This window comes from Halomonas icarae, from assembly GCF_009901955.1.
In the GTDB taxonomy this organism is placed as follows: domain Bacteria; phylum Pseudomonadota; class Gammaproteobacteria; order Pseudomonadales; family Halomonadaceae; genus Halomonas; species Halomonas icarae.
The window spans coordinates 816975-832849 of the sequence record NZ_WUTS01000001.1 but is presented as its reverse complement, the minus strand read 5'-3'; the positions used below and the strand labels follow the sequence as shown (position 1 = coordinate 832849).

The following is a 15875-nucleotide window of genomic DNA, read 5'->3' as shown; positions in this document are numbered from 1 at the left end:
TGGCATCAGCGACTGGAGACCGATATGCCCCGCTTCCCCGACCATCTGACCGGTGACGGCCCCCACAACCCCTTTCCCGGCGTGCGCGTGCTGGAGCGCCGCCTGGGGCGCGAAATCCCCCATCAATTGGGCTCCAACGAGGGGCTCGACATGCCCCACCGCGCCCTGCGCGAGCGCTTCGGCGATGCCCTGGCGGAGCATGTCTACAGCTACGGCGATGCCGAGGCAATGGGCATCCGTCAGCGCCTGACCGACCAGAAGGGGATTGCGCTGGAGGCGATGCTGGTGGACGCCGGGGCCGACAGCCTGCTCGCCCTGACGCTGCGCGCCGTCACCTCCCCCGGCGAGACGGTCGTCGCCACCCGGGGCACCTACCCCACCTTCGCCTACTTCGCACGCGGTCACGGCTGTCGCGTGGAGGAAGTCGCCTACGACGAGGCGCCGGGACGACTCGCCCCCGACTTGGACGCCCTGGCGCGGACGGCCAGGGAGACCCGCGCACGGCTGGTCTATCTGGCCAACCCGGACAACCCCGGCAGCCACCTGCATACCGACGATGATGTGCTGGCCCTGCGCCGCTCTCTGCCCGACGACTGCTGGCTGCTGCTCGACGAGGCCTATCACGACTTCCGCGAGGATGCCGACGGCGAGTTCGGCCGTCGGGTGCTGCCCGGCGTGGTGCGCCTGCGCACCCTCTCCAAGGCCCATGGCCTCGCTGGGCTACGCGTTGGCTACGCCATCGCCGAGCCGAAGACCCTGGCGGTGATGATGAAGGTCCGCATCCACTATGCGGTGTCGACACTCAGCCAGGCCGCCGCCGAAACAGTGCTGGACGCGCCTGACGAGGTCGCAGTCCACGTGGAGGCGGTGAGGGAGCGTCGTGAGCGCCTGGCAGCCCACCTGCGCGAACTGGGCGCCGATGTGCTGCCCAGCGCCACCAACTTCGTCGGCGTACGCATGCCGACCGCGGAGCTCGCCGGCGAGGTGCACAGGGCGCTGCTCGACGAGGGCAAGCTGATCGCTCGACCCGCCGACCCGGCCTTGGGCCATGTGCTGCGCATCACCGCCGTGGAAGATGCTCTCGTGCCGGGCCGGCTGGCGCCCTTGGAGCGCGCCCTGAAGGAGGAGTGAGACGAAACTAGCCAGGGTCGGCACGACGATAACGATAGCCGACCCCGGTTACTGCCTTGATGCAACCAGACTCGTCTCCCAGCTTGCGCCGCAGCCCCACCATCACGGCATCTACCTTGTTGCTCCAGCCCATATAGTCGCTCTGCCATACCTCCTTGAGCAGCTGTTCCCGAGACACTGCTTCGCCATCACGATCCAACAGATAAGAGAGCACACCGAATTCCAGCGGGGTAAGGGCAATGCGTCGGTCATGAAGGATCAGCTCGCGCGCCTGTCGATCCAGCCACTCCGTGTCGCCTTCCAGCACCAGCTCTGCGGCGGCCAGCCGAGCCAACCAGCCGTCCACCGAGCGCGGCCCGAAATCGAGTACCACAGAGGTGTGTTCGACACCGTCCAAGGTTACGCTGCAATCCGGCAGAGGCCGAAAGCCTAGCGTCTCGGCGACCGCCGCATATGGGGCGGGGTCGGCCAGTACCAGATAGACGCGACGCAGCGCCGGACGCATCTCCATATAATCCCGCTTGAGGGCCAACCAGATGGCGGCCTGGACCTCGCCCGGGCGTTCACCGTCGGCGCGTCCCAGCCAGCGGCGAATAAATAGCACCCGCTGCCCATCGGGCACAGGTGAAGCCTCAAGGTCCCTCCACCAGGCCGCGACGACAGGATCCTCGGCAAGAGCACCGGGGGGCGCCAGGCGGGGGTCGAAGCGGCAACACACGCCCTCGCAGCTACCATCGACATCGCGCACGATGAAGAAGGCCTCGGGCATCGCCTGCCACCATCGCCACAATGCCTGGGCGCCCTCAGGACCCTCATGTCGATAGACAATGGCCTGCACGCTGGCCACTTCCTCCGGCTGTACTGGCTCGGCCGCCAGCTCGGAGTGGTCAGAGGGGAAAAATGCCTCGCGGACGATGGGGTTCTCGACCAGATAGAGCAGATCGGCTGTGTAGCGCCACAGCTCTGCTCGCCCAGAACCGGTCACCTGCCGCACCAAGGCCTGCCAGGCACGTTGGCGGTACTGCAGGTGGTGCTCCGGATCCCGGGCAACAAAACTTCGCTCAAGCGCCTCGCGCACCATAGCATGCAACACCAGTCCATCGGGCAAGGACTCGACGAGGTCAAACGTGCGCAGTCGAGCATAGGCATCAGCGGATGAAACGTCGGGAATCATGGCCCCGAGCAGCGGTTCGGTGATACGACGCACCACACAGGCCCCCTCAAGCAGGCGCCGCTGAAGCGGATCCGTGATGTCCGTCAGATATAGCTCGGTCAGGGTGTCCATGACGTGCTGCAGGGAGGCTTCGATCAGCCGGTAGCCAGGGCGGGCAGGCAAGGTAGTGGCTGCCAGCTGGATCGCAAGCGGGTTACCGTGCAGCCGAGGAGCCAAGACTGTGGCCTGAGCACTGGAAAGCCCCTGCCTTTCCAGTAACTGCATGGCGTCTGGCAGTGCCAGCGGGGCCATCGTGAGCACTCGAACAGCGGGCCCCACAGAACCACGGTACCAGTTCGCCGTCGGCCGATGACGACCACTGAGCAACAGTTTCGCTCCCTCGGGCAAGTGCGGCACCAGCGAAGAGCGAAGCCAGGTATCCAGCAGTCGTAAGGCCTCGACGCCGTCAACGGCGATAATCAACCGTTGGCGCTGCTGACCGCCCCGCAGCACCGCCAAGTCATGGGGTGTTTCGAGGCGAATGTGTGTGGCTTCACCCAGGGCAGCCATAAACCCTTCTGGTGTGGGCTCAATACCGCCTCCCTCCAGCAGTAGGCACTGAGCCCCGCGTTGCTCGGCATCATGCAGAAACTGCCCCACCAGCGCACTCTTGCCTATACCCGCCACCCCATGGACCCACATCACTGCCGGCCCCATCTCGTCCAGCAGGGTCGCCAGCTGTTCCAATTCTGCGCCGCGGCCTGCCAGCACATCGGCAATGCCCGGCAACATTCGTTTCAGGCCTGCCATTGATTCATCCCGATTTCCGAGAGGCACCTTCAGACTAGTCCACACTCACAACGCCGTCGCCTCGATAATACTCCTCATGCAATCCTCATCGCTTCCTCGGGATCGGTGCCCGACAACGCGCTATATGTAAAGGAGGCAGTATGTGAACAACAGCAGGATCGTGCAGGACAGATGTCTCCACGTCCCATTCACTCGCTGTCAAAGACAAATGAGGAGGCTTCATCATGACCGTACAATGGCAAGTCGAGGGTACCTACTTCGAAGCTTGTACCTGCAAGGGGGCATGTCCTTGCTTATTCGCTGGAGATCCCACTGAGGGCACCTGCGATGCGCTCGTAGCATGGCATATCGACCGAGGAAGTATGGGCAACATCCACCTGGACGGTCTGAACCTTGCCATGGCCCTGCATGCCCCAGGCAACATGACCGCGGGAGGCTGGAAGGTGGTGGTCTATATCGATGCCAACGCCAGTCAGCAACAGCACGACGCTCTTAAAACAATCTTCGGCGGCAATGCCGGGGGGCATCCCGCCACCTTGGCTGGCTTCGTCGGCGAAATCCTCGGTGTCGAGTCAACGCCGATGCGCTATGACATCGAGAACCGGCATCACCGACTCGAGGTGGGTGAAACCGCCAGGGCCTCGTTGAATGCCATCTCAGGGCAGAACGAAGGGCAAGTCACCATCAGTGGCCACCCTGTTGCGGTCGCACCAGGCAACACCGGGACGGTGGCTCAGTCGGAGAACGTGTCTCACAGCGGCTACGGACTAGACTGGAGCTTCGGCGGACGCTTCGCCTTCTACTCCCCTTTCCAGTATCAAGCAGCATGAAGATAACGAGAGGTGCGCAATATGTCTGCCATGTTCCTACAGACGTTACGCCACGACCGCACCCTGCTGGCAGGTTGCCTGGCCCTGGCCGTCATATTGAGCTGGTGGTATCTAATGCGCATGGCAGGGGGCATGCCGGGCATGGACGCCCCCATGCCCTTCCAGCCCTGGGCCACCTTCACCATGTGGATGGTGATGATGGTCGGCATGATGCTGCCCGGGGCAACTCCAGGCATCTTGATGTTTGCCGCTGCACGGCCGCATAGAACTACAGGAGCTTCACTGCCGTACCTGTTTGCGCTCGGCTACCTGCTCGCCTGGGTGGGCTACTCTGTCCTGGCGACGATGACTCAGTGGGCTCTTCATTCGCTGGGCTTATTGACGCCCGATCAAGCAATTAATGCCACGGTACCCTCCGGCCTGCTGCTGATGGCGGCTGGCGCCTTCCAGTGGACACCACTGAAGCACGTCTGTCTGCACCGTTGTCGTAGCCCGATGGGCATCGTTTTAGAGGGGTTTCCCTCACACCGAGCACGTGCCCTTCGAGCCGGCATCCGCCTCGGCCTGTACTGCACGGGATGCTGCTGGGCACTGATGGCGTTGATGTTTGTCGGCGGCGTCATGAGCCTGACATGGATGGCCCTGCTGACGTTGATCTTTTTGCTGGAAAAGATGGTCCCCGCATGGAAACGCCTCTCCGATGGGCTCGGCATGGCATTGCTGGTCTATGGCGCCTGGGTGCTGCTTGTGGGAATTGGTCTCACTCCCTGATATATCACCGCCGAACACGTCTGGCTGCCTTCACGGAGACGAGCCGATTCTTGAAAAGAGGTGCCAACGCGATGGGGCGGCCATGCAGCCGGATACCGCCCACCGAGTCCGCTTCGTGATTGCCGTTGGCGGCTATTACGACCTGACCGACCTGCTGCGCTACGCCACCACCGGGGAGGATCGAGGTAGCGTCGGCCACCCGCCACCTCCGCCTCAGCGCGATGTCCGCTGGGCCGTGCTGCGCAGCCAACTGCACACCTTGGAGGATGCCCAGGATCGGGAGCGGCTGGCAGCCATCGTCCGGCGTCAACTGGCGGGCTAGGAGATACCGGAACCCGACACGAGCGAGCTGAGCACCCAGGCAATGGCGCTGTACGAGCTGGTGACCAACCGCGATCCGGCGCGGGTGATGTCGCTGCTCGATGCGCTACCACCGCCGCTGCTCGCCCAGTTCACAGGGCTGGATAGGGCGCTGCTGGACGAGGGGAAGCTGATCGCCCGGCCCGCCGACCCGGCCCCGGGCCATGTGCTACGCATCACCGCCGTGGAAGATGCTCTCGTGCCGGGCCAGCTGGCGACTCTGGAGCGCGCCCTGCAGCGCTAGCCAAAACCGGCTCCAGGCGCCATAGTAGCGTCCTTTAGCCTGCAAACTGCCACCCAGATCAACGGACGCCGCCATGGACACGCTACGCCGCCACTCCCTTATGATCCTCGTGCTCGGCAGCCTGGTGGTCACCCTGGCCATGGGTCTTCGCCACGGCTTCGGCCTCTTCCTCGAGCCGATGAGCGCGGAGCTGGGCTGGGGACGCGGCGTCTTTGCCTTCGCCCTGGCCATCCAGAACCTCCTTTGGGGTCTCGCCCAGCCCTTCGCCGGTGCCGTGGCGGATCGCTACGGCGCCGCACGCGTCGTGGTGCTGGGCGGCGCCCTCTACGCCCTGGGACTGCTGTTCATGGGGCTCTCGGAGACGGCGCTGGGCATGACGCTCTCGGCCGGGGTGCTGATCGGACTGGGTCTCTCCGGCACCACCTTCTCGGTGGTACTCGGCGCGGTGGGGCGCGCCGTGGCGCCGGAGAAGCGCAGCATGGCCATGGGCATCGTCAGCGCGGCAGGCTCCTTCGGGCAGTTCGCCATGTTGCCCGGCACCCTGGGACTGCTGGAGTGGCTCGGCTGGTCCTCGGCACTGCTGGCCATGGCGGCCATCGGCACTCTATTGCTGCCGCTGGGTGCCCTGCTGCGTGACCGCCCCGCACCAACCTCCATCGACGATCTGCCACTGCGCGAGGCCCTCGACGAAGCCGCCAACCATCGTGGCTTCTGGCTGCTCTGCCTGGGCTTCTTCGTCTGCGGCTTTCAGGTGGTCTTTATTGGCGTGCATCTGCCCGGCTATCTTTACGACAATGGCATCGCCGTTCAGGTGGGCAGCACGGTACTGGCGCTGATCGGCCTGTTCAACATCTTCGGTACCTATGTCACCGGCTGGCTCGGTGGACGGCACTCCAAGTCGCGGCTGCTCAGCTGGCTCTACCTGTGCCGGGCCGGGGTCATCACGCTCTTCCTGGTGGCACCGCTGAGTCCGGCCAGCGCCTACGCCTTCGGCATCGCCATGGGGCTGCTGTGGCTCTCCACGGTGCCGCTGACCAATGGCATCGTTGCCTCGGTATTCGGCGTTCAGCACCTCTCCATGCTCGGCGGCATCGTCTTCCTGTTTCACCAGCTTGGCTCCTTTATGGGCGTCTGGCTGGGTGGTTTCCTCTACGACCTGCAGGGTGACTACGACGTGGTCTGGAAACTGGCCATCCTGCTCGGGGTCGCCGCCGCCGCACTGCACTGGTGGATCAACGAGACACCGGTGCAGCGCACCCGACACTCCCAGGCAGAAGCATGAGTCGTCAACGGGTATGGCGACTGGCGGCGGCGGCCATTACCGCCGCTGCCCTTGCCCTGGTGTGGTGGGGCTGGCATCAGCTGGACGGCGCCCTGCTGCTGCTAGGGAGCAGGCTGTGCTGATGCTCTCTGCTGCTAACCAATAAGGTGTTCTTCCGGCCAGTTCGGATCGCCCCGTGCTGGTGCCGCTGGATGCGTCAACGTACAAAGCTTCATTTCATATTGAAACGCTTCACAAAAATAGCCGTTGGGCACGACGCTAGTCGTGCCCAACGAAATGGCGCCACCGCCTTACTGCAATCGATTGTCGATGAAGCGGATAGCGCTCAGAAGAAGCCCATCGGATTGATGTCGTAGCTGACCAGCAGATTCTTGGTCTGCTGATAATGCTCGAGGGCCACCTTGTGGGTCTCGCGACCGACACCGGACTTCTTGTAGCCGCGTGAGGTCGACGTCGGAGTGATCCGGCTTGACACGGATCTTGACGTTGTAGTCGATGACGCGTTTGACCGCGACGAGTACTTTCATGATTTCCTCGCTTGGTTCTCGGTGTTGAACCGTCTTGAATTCAATGGTGCGACACTGCCGTCAGCACCTTCCTGTCACTGGCCGCCTGGAACTGCGTGGCATGCTCTTATCGATTTCATGCGAGCGTTTGATAGGTGCCGCATCGAAAAAACTGTTTCAATGTGCCATACCCATGCACAGGGCAACAATCCCATAATCACCCCTTGGGCGAGACACCTGATCACCATGGCGCCAACGTCGCATGATCGCAGGGGGTGACCTTGTTGTTCTATTATGCCTATCATGAGGGCAGGCTAGAAGCAAACGACCGTTTTAAATCTTATCGACGTTAGTGTAATGGCGCTCGACGTCGATACGGGCAGTGAGGAGAGAACAGATGGAAGAACAAGTCGAACGCGATTCCATGGAGTTCGATGTTGTTATCGTGGGCGCCGGCCCCTCGGGTCTGGCCGCCGCGTGCCGGTTGATGCAGCAGGCCAACGAGGCGGAGCAGGAGTTGACGGTGTGCGTGGTGGAAAAGGGCTCCGAGGTCGGCGCCCACATCCTCTCCGGCGCCATCTTCGAGCCGCGCGCATTGCAGGAGCTGTTTCCCGACTGGGAGGAGCGCGGCGCACCGCTGACCACCCCGGCCAGCCGCGATGAGGTCTACCTGCTCAAGGACGCGGAGAAGAGCCAGAAGCTACCCAACGCCCTGGTGCCAAGGAGCATGCATAACACCGGTGGCAACCTGACGAGTGGCGACTCCCGCCGCTATGTGATCAGCGCCGGCAACCTGTGCCGCTGGCTGGCCGAGCAGGCCGAGGCACTGGGCGTGGAGATCTTCCCGGGGTTTGCCGCTCAGGAAACCATCATCGAGGAGGGCGTGGTCAAGGGGATCCTGATCGGCGACATGGGAGTGGCCGCCGATGGCACTCCCAAGGATGGCCATATGCCGGGCATGGAGCTGCGCGCCAAGTACACGCTGTTTGCCGAGGGCGCCCGCGGTCACCTGGGCAAGCGCCTGATCCAGGAGTATGACCTCGACGCCGGCAAGGACCCCCAGCACTACGGCATCGGCCTCAAGGAGCTGTGGGACGTTCCCGCCGAGCAGCACGAACCTGGCCTGGTACTGCACGGTTCCGGCTGGCCTCTGGACAAGCACACCCACGGTGGCTGGTTTCTCTATCACGGCGATAACCAGCAGGTGGTCGTGGGGCTGATCATGGATCTCTCCTACCAGAACCCCTGGCTCTCCCCCTTCGACGAATTCCAGCGCATGAAGCATCACCCGGTGCTGGCCAGGCATCTCGAGGGCGGCAAGCGTGTCGCCTACGGGGCCCGTGCCATCACCAAGGGTGGACTGAACTGCCTGCCAAAGATGACCTTCCCCGGTGGCCTGCTGATCGGCTGCGATGCCGGCACCCTGAACTTCGCCAAGATCAAGGGGTTGCACACCGCCATGAAGTCAGGCCTGGTGGCCGCCGAGGCGGTGTTCGAGGCGCTAAACGATCATGAAGCCAAGGGCAACGAGGGTGGCCAGGAGCTCGGCGCCTTTACCGAGAAGTGGGAAGCAAGCTGGGCATACGCCGAGCTCAAGGAGAGCGCCAGCTTCGGCCCGGCCATCCACAAGTACGGTACCGTCGGCGGCGGCGCCTACAACTTCGTGAACCAGCTGCTGGGCGGCAAGCTGCCCAATGTGCACGACACCACCCCGGACCATGCCGCACTCAAGCCGGCCGGTGAATTCGAAAAGATCGATTACCCGAAGCCCGACGGCAAGCTCTCCTTCGACAAGCCCTCCTCGGTCTTTCTCTCCAACACCAATCATGAGGAGGATCAGCCCTGCCACCTGAAGCTGGCCGACCCGGAGCTGCCAATCCGCGAGAATCTTCCGGAGTATGCCGAGCCGGCTCAGCGCTACTGCCCGGCCGGGGTGTATGAGGTAGTCGAGGGCGATGACGGCAAGCCGAAGTTCCAGATCAACTTTCAGAACTGCGTGCACTGCAAGACCTGTGATATCAAGGATCCGGCTCAGAACATCACCTGGGTGGCGCCCGAGGGCGGTGGTGGACCTAACTATCCCAATATGTAAGCCGTAAGCCGTAAGCCGTAAGCCGTAAGCCGTAAGCCGTAAGCCAGCATAGGGCTACCAAGCCTTTCAGCGAGGGGTTTTCTTACAGCTTAAAGCGTATGGCTTACAGCTCCCGGACGAAGTCGGGGATCAGGCCCCAGTGGCAACGGGGCGGGCCGGGTCTTGCACCCACTCGCTCCAGGAGCCTGGGTAGAGCCTGGGCAGCGGCTTGCCGGCTACCGCATAGGCGAGGATGTTATGGCAGGCGGTGACCCCGGAACCACAGTAGGCCACCACCTCGTCGCCCTGGGGTAGCTCCTTGGCCAGGCGTGCGGGGCTCTTGAAGCGCCCGCCCTCCTCCAGGTTGTCGACACTGGGGCGACATACCGCTTCCGGGATATGCCCCGCCACCGGATCGATGGGCTCGACGTCACCGCGGAAGCGTTCGCGGTTGCGAGCGTCTACCCCCAGCACACTGCTCGACTGCAGCGCCTCCGCCGTCGTCCAGGTGTCGTCACGATAGTCCGGGCACCAGCCGGAAGGGCTCGATGTCACGTCATCCCCCTCTTGCAGCTCGCCACCCTGGGCCAACCAGGCCTGGATGCCGCCGTCCAATACCCGCACCTCGGGATGGCCGGCCCAGCAGGCGAGCATCCACCAGGCGCGAGCGGCGGCCAGCTGGCCGCCCATATCGTCATAGACCACCACCGGCATGTCCGGCCTCACGCCAAGGCGCTGAAGCGCTTCGGTGAATCGCTGCCGGTTCGGCAACGGATGCCGTCCCCCTGCCCCCGGGGGACCCGCCAGGTCACGATCCAGGTCGAGGTGCCGACTGTTCGGCAGATGCGCCTTCCACCACAGGCCATGACCGGCATCGGGATCACCGAGGCGTGCTCGACAATCCAGCAGACACGGTGGCCGGGGGCCCTCCAGGGCATCTTGCAACTCCCCGGCGGTGATCAGGGGCTGATTCATGCATGACCTCCTTGCAGCAATTCGATGGGCGCTCGTCGAGCGATCAGGCGTCGTCGCCCAGCATGCAGGAAACGCACCTCGATCACGGGGTTGTCGGGGTCCCCCTCCACCAGATCGATCTCGCCCTCGCCGAAAACGGCATGACGCAGGCGTTGACCGACGCCGAAGGCCTGCGAGGGAGCCATCTGATCGGTCGCCTCAGGCATGCCAGGTGCCAGCGGCAACTCACGCCCCAGGGCGTCCAGATAGCGCTTCACCAGCTCCGGGCGCGATACCGCCAGTGGCGCTTTCCCTGCGTCCACGGCCGCGTTGGCATCATCCGCTTCGAGCCGCTGGGCCAGGCGATCGCACTCCTCCCAGGCACTCTCGGCGAGAAACCGGCTGGGACGATGATCGCCACCGTCATGGAGCAGCAGCAGCCGCTCTCGGGCACGCGTGATGGCCACATAGAAGAGCCTGCGCTCCTCCTCGAGACGCTGGGGGAATAGCGGGTTGTCGCGGGTGTAGTGAGGGAAGTCCTGCTCGTTGACCCCGGCAAGCACCACCAGGGGCCACTCCAGCCCCTTGGCTCCGTGTATGGTGTTGATCAACACCCCGTCATCACGGCTCTCCACTGGCCGACTGAGCAGCTCGACAAAGGCCTCGGTATCATTGCCAAGCTCTATGGCCTGCTCCTTGAGCACATCGAGCAGGCGAACATCCTCCTCACCCTTGTCGCGCCGCGCCGCGGCACGCTTGAGGACCTTCTCGGCATCCACCTCGGTCACCACATGGTCGAGCAGTTCGGCCGGCGAACGGGCCGCCAGTCGCGGCAACTCACAGAGCAGTGCCCAACGCTTCTTGAGAGTACGTTTCTGATGAGGCTTGAGGGCTGCCAACAGCGGGTCATGAGGCGCGGGCCAGCGGGGGTCCTCCGCCAACCGACGCGCCAGTGCCTCGAGTCGTTCGCGGGCCACGAAGGGTGTCGGCTGGGCGAACAGCAGGGCCAGGTGGCCAGGGTCACGCAGCAGCTCGGGAGTACATGCCAGCCTCAGGTAGCCGGCCAGTGCCTGCACCAGAGGCAGGCGAAAGACGAAACGATCCTCCCGCGCCAGACGAAACGCCACCCCCTCGCGCAGCAGCGCGAGCTGCAGCGGCACCGACAGGGCCCAGCTACGCACCAGTACACAGGCTTCGTCGAGTTCCCTTCCCTGTCGCTGCCACGCGGCCAGGCCGTCCAGCAGGCCACGACACCCATGGCCCGCCCCGATCCGGGTCTGCGGGTTGCCAGGAGCCGCCAGGCACTGCTGGTCGGGGCGCCGCCGGTTGGCGTCGATGGCGTGATTGGCCGCCAGCGCCAGGGCATGGCCATGGCGAAAGGTGGTGGAAAGCGGGTAGTCCACCGCCACGCCGAAGGTGTCGGTGAAGCGCTGGAGCATGGTCTCGGGATGTGCCCCGCGCCACTCGTAGATGCACTGATTGGCATCCCCCACCGCCATCACCTCGGCATGCTCGCCGGCGAGCAGCGCCAACAGGCGCTGCTGGGCAACATTGATGTCCTGATACTCGTCGATGATGACGTGGTCGAGAAATCCCTGGATGCGGGCGCGCAAGCCAGCATCGGCTTCCAGGGCTTTTAGGGGGCGATACAACAGATCGGCATAACCCATCAGGCCATGCTGCTCCAACAGTGCCTCGACCTGCTCGAAGGCGGCCGGGAAGTAGCGGGTCTCATCACCGTAATCCAGCCGCTCATGCAACTCGGCGGCACTCACCATCTCGGCCTTCACCAGGCCACAGAAGTGCGCCAGCGCCTCGAGACGCTCGGCATCCAGCGCCGACTCACGCGCCTCTGTGTCCTGATCGCCGAGGGCGAGCTGGGTGGCTTGACGCAACAGGCGCTCGAGCTGCCAGTCGGCGGTCAGCAGCTGACGGGGCACCAGTGCCCCCCAGCGTGTCAGGCTGCCAGTCAACCGATGCCCAAGGGAGTGAAAGGTGCGCACATCGGGCAGCCGCTGGCCTGCTGGGGCCATGGCCGCCAGGCGGGCCTGGAAGTCCGCTCGTGCCGAACGGTTGAACATCAGCACCAGAATACGCTGAGGGGGAACCCCCCGCTCGAGAAGCCGGAGCACCCTCGCCACCATGGTCGTGGTCTTGCCGGAGCCAGCGACCGCGGCCACACGCGCGTGCCCGGCGCCATGTTCGACCACGGCACGCTGTTCCGCGGTCAGCCGCACGCCGCTTCGCCGTCGACCAGGCCCAGCGGATGCCAGGCGCCCCCACTGCGCAGCCCCAGTGCCTCGCGTCCATCGTCCAGTGTGAAGGGGCTCGCCTCTTCGACCAGGCGGTAGAAGACATTGCGCCCCAGCCGGGCGGCCAAGCCGAAGCGTACTGTCACCTCGGGCACACACTCGCCGGCGGGGGTCTCGCTGAGGGTAAAGACGTGCTGAGCATCCAGCGTCAGCCGGTCCCCCATATTGGTGGTCAGCCACCAGAGACCGTCGTCGCCAAATTCGGCATCGACGATCAGGAAGGGACAGTCCTCGACCCGAATCAGCTGCTTCTCGACCGGCGTGACCAGTGCATGACGACCATCGGCTTCACGTCGCAGGATGGTGGAGAGCAGCCGAACCAGCCGCGGCCGTGACATGACGGTACCCTCATGAATCCAGCGACCATCGGCCGCGATCACCAGGTCCATCTCTCCCACGCGCTCGGGATGCCAGCCATCCACCGGGGGGATATCCCCAGCGGCGTCTAGCCTTGCCACCAGCGGTTCCAGATCCATCATGGTGCTCCTACTTGACCAGGCCGGCGCCCTGCAGGATGCCGCGCATCTCCTCGGAGACTTCCGGGCTTGCGGCACGAAACAGCTGGTAGAAGTTGGCGGTGGTCTGCATGGCGACCTCCTCGACGCTGATTCCGCGCTCGGCGGCGATGCATTCGGCCACTTCGACCACCCAGGCCGGCTCATTGGGCTTGCCACGATGAGGCACCGGGGCCAGGTAGGGGCTATCCGTCTCGATCAACAACCGATCAAGCGGCACCTGCCTGGCGATCTCACGCAGCGATTTGGCGCTGTGGAAGGTCACGATCCCGGAGAGCGAGATATAGAAGCCGTGGCGCACCGCCTCCCGAGCCATCTCGAGATCCTCGGTGAAGCAGTGCAGCACGCCTCCGACCTCCGGGTTGGTATGCTCACGGATCAGCGCCAGCGTCTCGTCCCTCGCCTCGCGGGTATGGATGATCACCGGCAACGCAAGCTCGCTGGCAGCGATCAGCTGGCGGCGGAAGCGCTCGCGCTGAACCTCTCGCGACGGCACCTTGTCGGGGGCCTTCTCCAGATAATGATAGTCCAGGCCACACTCGCCGATGGCCACCGCACCATAGCGGTCGGCGGTCTCCTTGATGGCCTCTATGGTCGGCTCTTCGGCCACCCGGTGCAGCGGATGAACCCCGGCGGAGATCACCACGTCGTCGTGCTCGCGGGCGATGGCGGCCACGCCGGGTACCTCATCGAGGGTAACGCCGATGGCCAGGAACTGTTTCACCCCGCGAGCTCGGGCGGCGTCCAGCGTCGCAGCGAGATCTCCACCATGGGTGGCGGAGTCGAGGCGGTCGAGATGGCAGTGAGAATCAACGAACATGCAGTGAAGTACCGATAGAGTGAATGGTGCCGATAGCCAGTGGATGGTACCAATCGCGTCAGAGCGTATAGGTCGGCGTGCCCTTGTCGAGATGACCGGCAAGCAGGCTCTCGATACGATCGCGCACGACCTGGTCGGCGGCGCTGAAGTGGATACCGACCCCGGGAATGCGCCGGCCGCTGACACCTTCCGGCGAGACCCAGACGACCTGACCGGTGACCGGCACCCGTTCGGTTTCGCCGGGCAACGTCAGCAGCAGATAGATCTGCTGGCCCAGCTCGTAGCGCTCACGCGTGGGAACGAAGATGCCGCCCCGCTCGAGCACCGGCATATAGGCCGACAACAGGGTCTGGGTATCCTGGATATTCAGCGACAACGCCTTCTGAGCGACCATGATTCTCTCCTCGATGTGCTTGCGGGGGACACGTCACGAACGCAACAGTGCCGACCAGCGCACCAGCCAGGCCTCCAGCACCAGCTGTGGATTGGGGTTGCCGCCCGCCGCCAGCAGCCGTCGCTCCTCACGGGCGTAATCCAGCAGGCGAAACCAGTCGCGCACCCGGGCATTCTTGACCGCCTGGCGATAGAGGGGCAGCAGGTCCGGGTTACACAGTCCGGAGGCATCACCGGAAAGCCCAAGGCGAATCAGGTCCTCGAGCCAGGCGATACCGTACCACAGGATGGCATCGATGGATTGGCGGTCAAGCCGAGCCGCCTCGGCCACCGGCTCGCCTCCTCTTACCAGGGCCTCGAAGGTATCGACCAGCTGCTGACGCAGCGCCCGTGCCTCGGGGGTCGACAGGCTCACTGCCTGCAGTGGTAGCCCCCCGGCCACTCTCAGCCAGAATGTCGCCTCTTCGTTATCGCCGAGACGCTCGGCAAGCCAGGGCAGGCAGTCGGCCGGCTCGGGAATCGCCAGGCTCCAGTGCTGACAACGCGACCGAATGGTCGGCAGCAGCCGGGAGGGGATATCCGAGAGCAGCAGGAACAGGGTCCGCGCCCCGGGCTCCTCGAGGCTCTTGAGCAGGGCATTGGCGGCGGCGACGTTGAGCGCCTCGGCCGGCGCGACAAGAATGACACGATAGCCTCCCTGCTGGGCGGTCTGGGCGACGAAATGGTTGACCTCGCGGATCGCATCGATGCGGATCTGGCGCTTGCCCTCCTCGAGCTCGACACTCATCAGGTCGGGATGGTAGCCCGAGGCCAGCATATGGCAACCATGACAGTGGCCACAGGCCACCCTCCTGGGCGTGGCACACAGCGTGCGGGCGGCCAGGGCGTCGACCAGCGAGCGCTTGCCGACCCCGCGGGGGCCCGAGATCAACAGCGCGTGGGGCAGTCGCCCACTGTCGGCCAGGCGAACGAGCTCCGCGAAGCGCTCGCCCAACCAGGGCAGTGGCTCCAGGGCCGTGACAGGCGACGGGTTCAGCTCCGCCATGCCGTCACCCTCGCCTCGAGCACCGCCTCGATCTGCTCGCCCACCGCCTCGCGCGTGAGGGAGGCATCGATGATCGTGATCCGCTCCGGCGCTTGAGCGGCACGGGCCAGATAGGCCTGACGAACCGACTCGAAGAACTCGGCACGCTCCTGCTCGAAGCGATCTCGCCGCTCGCCACGCTGCTCCAGGCGCTGCTGAGCCGCCCCCATGGGCATGTCGAGCAGCAGGGTCAGGTCAGGAGCAAGCCCCTGCTGAACGAAGGCCTCGAGCTCGGTAATGCGTGCGCTGTTGAGGCCACGCCCTCCCCCCTGGTAGGCGAAGGTGGCATCGGTGAAACGATCGCATACCACCCAGGCACCCCGTTCCAGGGCCGGGCGTATCACACGAGCCAGATGCTGGGCACGCGCGGCAAACACCAGCAGCAGTTCGGCGTCATCATCCAGCGGTTCGGGTTCATCCGGGTCGAGCAACAGGCGCCGAATGGCCTCGGCCCGCGGTGTCCCCCCTGGCTCACGAGTCTGGACCACCTCCAGGCCCCGCGCCTCCAGCCATGCCACCACCCGCGCGAGGTTGGTGCTCTTGCCGACCCCCTCGCTGCCTTCCAGGGTGATAAAGCGTCCCCTCTCCGGAGTGTTCCCGGCGTTCCTCGCTGGCCGTTCGGGGTGCTTGTTACCCATG

The 15875-nt window shown here is 64.7% G+C and carries 17 protein-coding genes and 1 pseudogene; 8 read left to right on the top strand and 10 right to left on the bottom strand.

Features of this window, described 5'->3' with window-relative positions; all coding sequences use genetic code 11:
• Window positions 1–24 precede the first annotated feature (24 nt).
• Complete coding sequence (locus GRB80_RS03860; RefSeq protein ID WP_161422592.1) at window positions 25–1131, top strand: pyridoxal phosphate-dependent aminotransferase; 1107 nt, start codon at window positions 25–27, stop codon at window positions 1129–1131.
• A gap of 7 nt (window positions 1132–1138) precedes the next feature.
• Here the strand turns inward: GRB80_RS03860 and GRB80_RS03855 are convergent, their stop codons facing one another.
• Window positions 1139–3094 carry a winged helix-turn-helix domain-containing protein gene (locus tag GRB80_RS03855; RefSeq protein WP_161422591.1) on the bottom strand — a complete coding sequence of 652 codons (1956 nt, stop codon included), beginning with the start codon at window positions 3092–3094 and terminating at the stop codon, window positions 1139–1141.
• A 224-nt stretch (window positions 3095–3318) separates the two neighbouring features.
• On the opposite strand from GRB80_RS03855, the gene GRB80_RS03850 reads away from it, so the two are divergent.
• The 6 genes from GRB80_RS03850 to GRB80_RS16450 all read left to right on the top strand — a co-directional run bounded on the left by GRB80_RS03850 (window position 3319) and on the right by GRB80_RS16450 (window position 6703).
• Window positions 3319–3924: a DUF1326 domain-containing protein gene (locus GRB80_RS03850; protein ID WP_161422590.1), complete on the top strand. Its 606-nt coding sequence runs from the start codon at window positions 3319–3321 to the stop codon at window positions 3922–3924.
• 21 nt (window positions 3925–3945) lie between these two features.
• Complete coding sequence (locus GRB80_RS03845; RefSeq protein WP_237562036.1) at window positions 3946–4695, top strand: DUF2182 domain-containing protein; 750 nt, start codon at window positions 3946–3948, stop codon at window positions 4693–4695.
• Between the two features lie 82 nt (window positions 4696–4777).
• Window positions 4778–5017, top strand: a complete 240-nt coding sequence (locus tag GRB80_RS03840; protein ID WP_161422588.1) for a hypothetical protein — start codon at window positions 4778–4780, stop codon at window positions 5015–5017.
• 42 nt (window positions 5018–5059) lie between these two features.
• The gene (locus tag GRB80_RS16510; protein ID WP_202597159.1) at window positions 5060–5299 is read left to right on the top strand and encodes a hypothetical protein; all 240 of its coding nucleotides are present in this window, start codon (window positions 5060–5062) and stop codon (window positions 5297–5299) included.
• Between the two features lie 73 nt (window positions 5300–5372).
• Window positions 5373–6581 carry an MFS transporter gene (locus tag GRB80_RS03830; RefSeq protein WP_132041241.1) on the top strand — a complete coding sequence of 403 codons (1209 nt, stop codon included), beginning with the start codon at window positions 5373–5375 and terminating at the stop codon, window positions 6579–6581.
• Window positions 6578–6703, top strand: a complete 126-nt coding sequence (locus GRB80_RS16450; RefSeq protein ID WP_272922875.1) for a hypothetical protein — start codon at window positions 6578–6580, stop codon at window positions 6701–6703. Before GRB80_RS03830 ends, GRB80_RS16450 begins: the two co-directional genes overlap by 4 nt.
• 203 nt (window positions 6704–6906) lie before the next feature.
• On the opposite strand, the gene GRB80_RS16225 is transcribed toward GRB80_RS16450, so the two are convergent.
• Together GRB80_RS16225 and GRB80_RS16315 are read right to left on the bottom strand one after the other, a co-directional pair.
• Window positions 6907–7056: a hypothetical protein gene (locus GRB80_RS16225; RefSeq protein ID WP_202597371.1), complete on the bottom strand. Its 150-nt coding sequence runs from the start codon at window positions 7054–7056 to the stop codon at window positions 6907–6909.
• Window positions 7013–7108 (bottom strand): annotated as a pseudogene (locus tag GRB80_RS16315) (electron transfer flavoprotein subunit beta/FixA family protein); the annotation flags it as partial. The gene GRB80_RS16225 and the pseudogene GRB80_RS16315, both read right to left, overlap by 44 nt.
• Window positions 7109–7469: 361 nt before the next feature.
• Between GRB80_RS16315 and GRB80_RS03820 the strand changes: the two are divergent.
• Complete coding sequence (locus tag GRB80_RS03820; RefSeq protein ID WP_309663487.1) at window positions 7470–9179, top strand: electron transfer flavoprotein-ubiquinone oxidoreductase; 1710 nt, start codon at window positions 7470–7472, stop codon at window positions 9177–9179.
• 129 nt (window positions 9180–9308) lie between these two features.
• Here GRB80_RS03820 and GRB80_RS03815 read toward each other — a convergent pair whose 3' ends face one another.
• The 7 genes from GRB80_RS03815 to tmk are packed head-to-tail and all read right to left on the bottom strand — an operon-like array spanning window position 9309 to window position 15874.
• On the bottom strand, window positions 9309–10133 hold the full coding sequence (locus GRB80_RS03815; RefSeq protein ID WP_161422586.1) for a sulfurtransferase: 825 nt from the start codon (window positions 10131–10133) through the stop codon (window positions 9309–9311).
• On the bottom strand, window positions 10130–12349 hold the full coding sequence (locus GRB80_RS03810) for an ATP-dependent helicase (protein WP_161422585.1): 2220 nt from the start codon (window positions 12347–12349) through the stop codon (window positions 10130–10132). The genes GRB80_RS03815 and GRB80_RS03810 overlap by 4 nt, the downstream gene beginning before the upstream one ends.
• Window positions 12340–12903, bottom strand: coding sequence for a DUF1285 domain-containing protein (locus GRB80_RS03805; RefSeq protein ID WP_306766919.1), 564 nt, complete (start codon window positions 12901–12903; stop codon window positions 12340–12342). The genes GRB80_RS03810 and GRB80_RS03805 overlap by 10 nt, the downstream gene beginning before the upstream one ends.
• Window positions 12904–12910: 7 nt before the next feature.
• The gene (locus GRB80_RS03800; protein ID WP_161422584.1) at window positions 12911–13759 is read right to left on the bottom strand and encodes a TatD family hydrolase; all 849 of its coding nucleotides are present in this window, start codon (window positions 13757–13759) and stop codon (window positions 12911–12913) included.
• Between the two features lie 58 nt (window positions 13760–13817).
• Entirely contained in the window at window positions 13818–14153 is a 336-nt protein-coding gene (locus GRB80_RS03795; protein WP_132044754.1) for a PilZ domain-containing protein, read from the bottom strand.
• Window positions 14154–14186: 33 nt separating this feature from the next.
• The gene (locus GRB80_RS03790; RefSeq protein ID WP_161422583.1) at window positions 14187–15197 is read right to left on the bottom strand and encodes a DNA polymerase III subunit delta'; all 1011 of its coding nucleotides are present in this window, start codon (window positions 15195–15197) and stop codon (window positions 14187–14189) included.
• Window positions 15185–15874, bottom strand: coding sequence for a dTMP kinase (gene tmk / locus GRB80_RS03785; RefSeq protein WP_161422582.1), 690 nt, complete (start codon window positions 15872–15874; stop codon window positions 15185–15187). The genes GRB80_RS03790 and tmk overlap by 13 nt, the downstream gene beginning before the upstream one ends.
• Window position 15875: the final 1 nt, after the last annotated feature.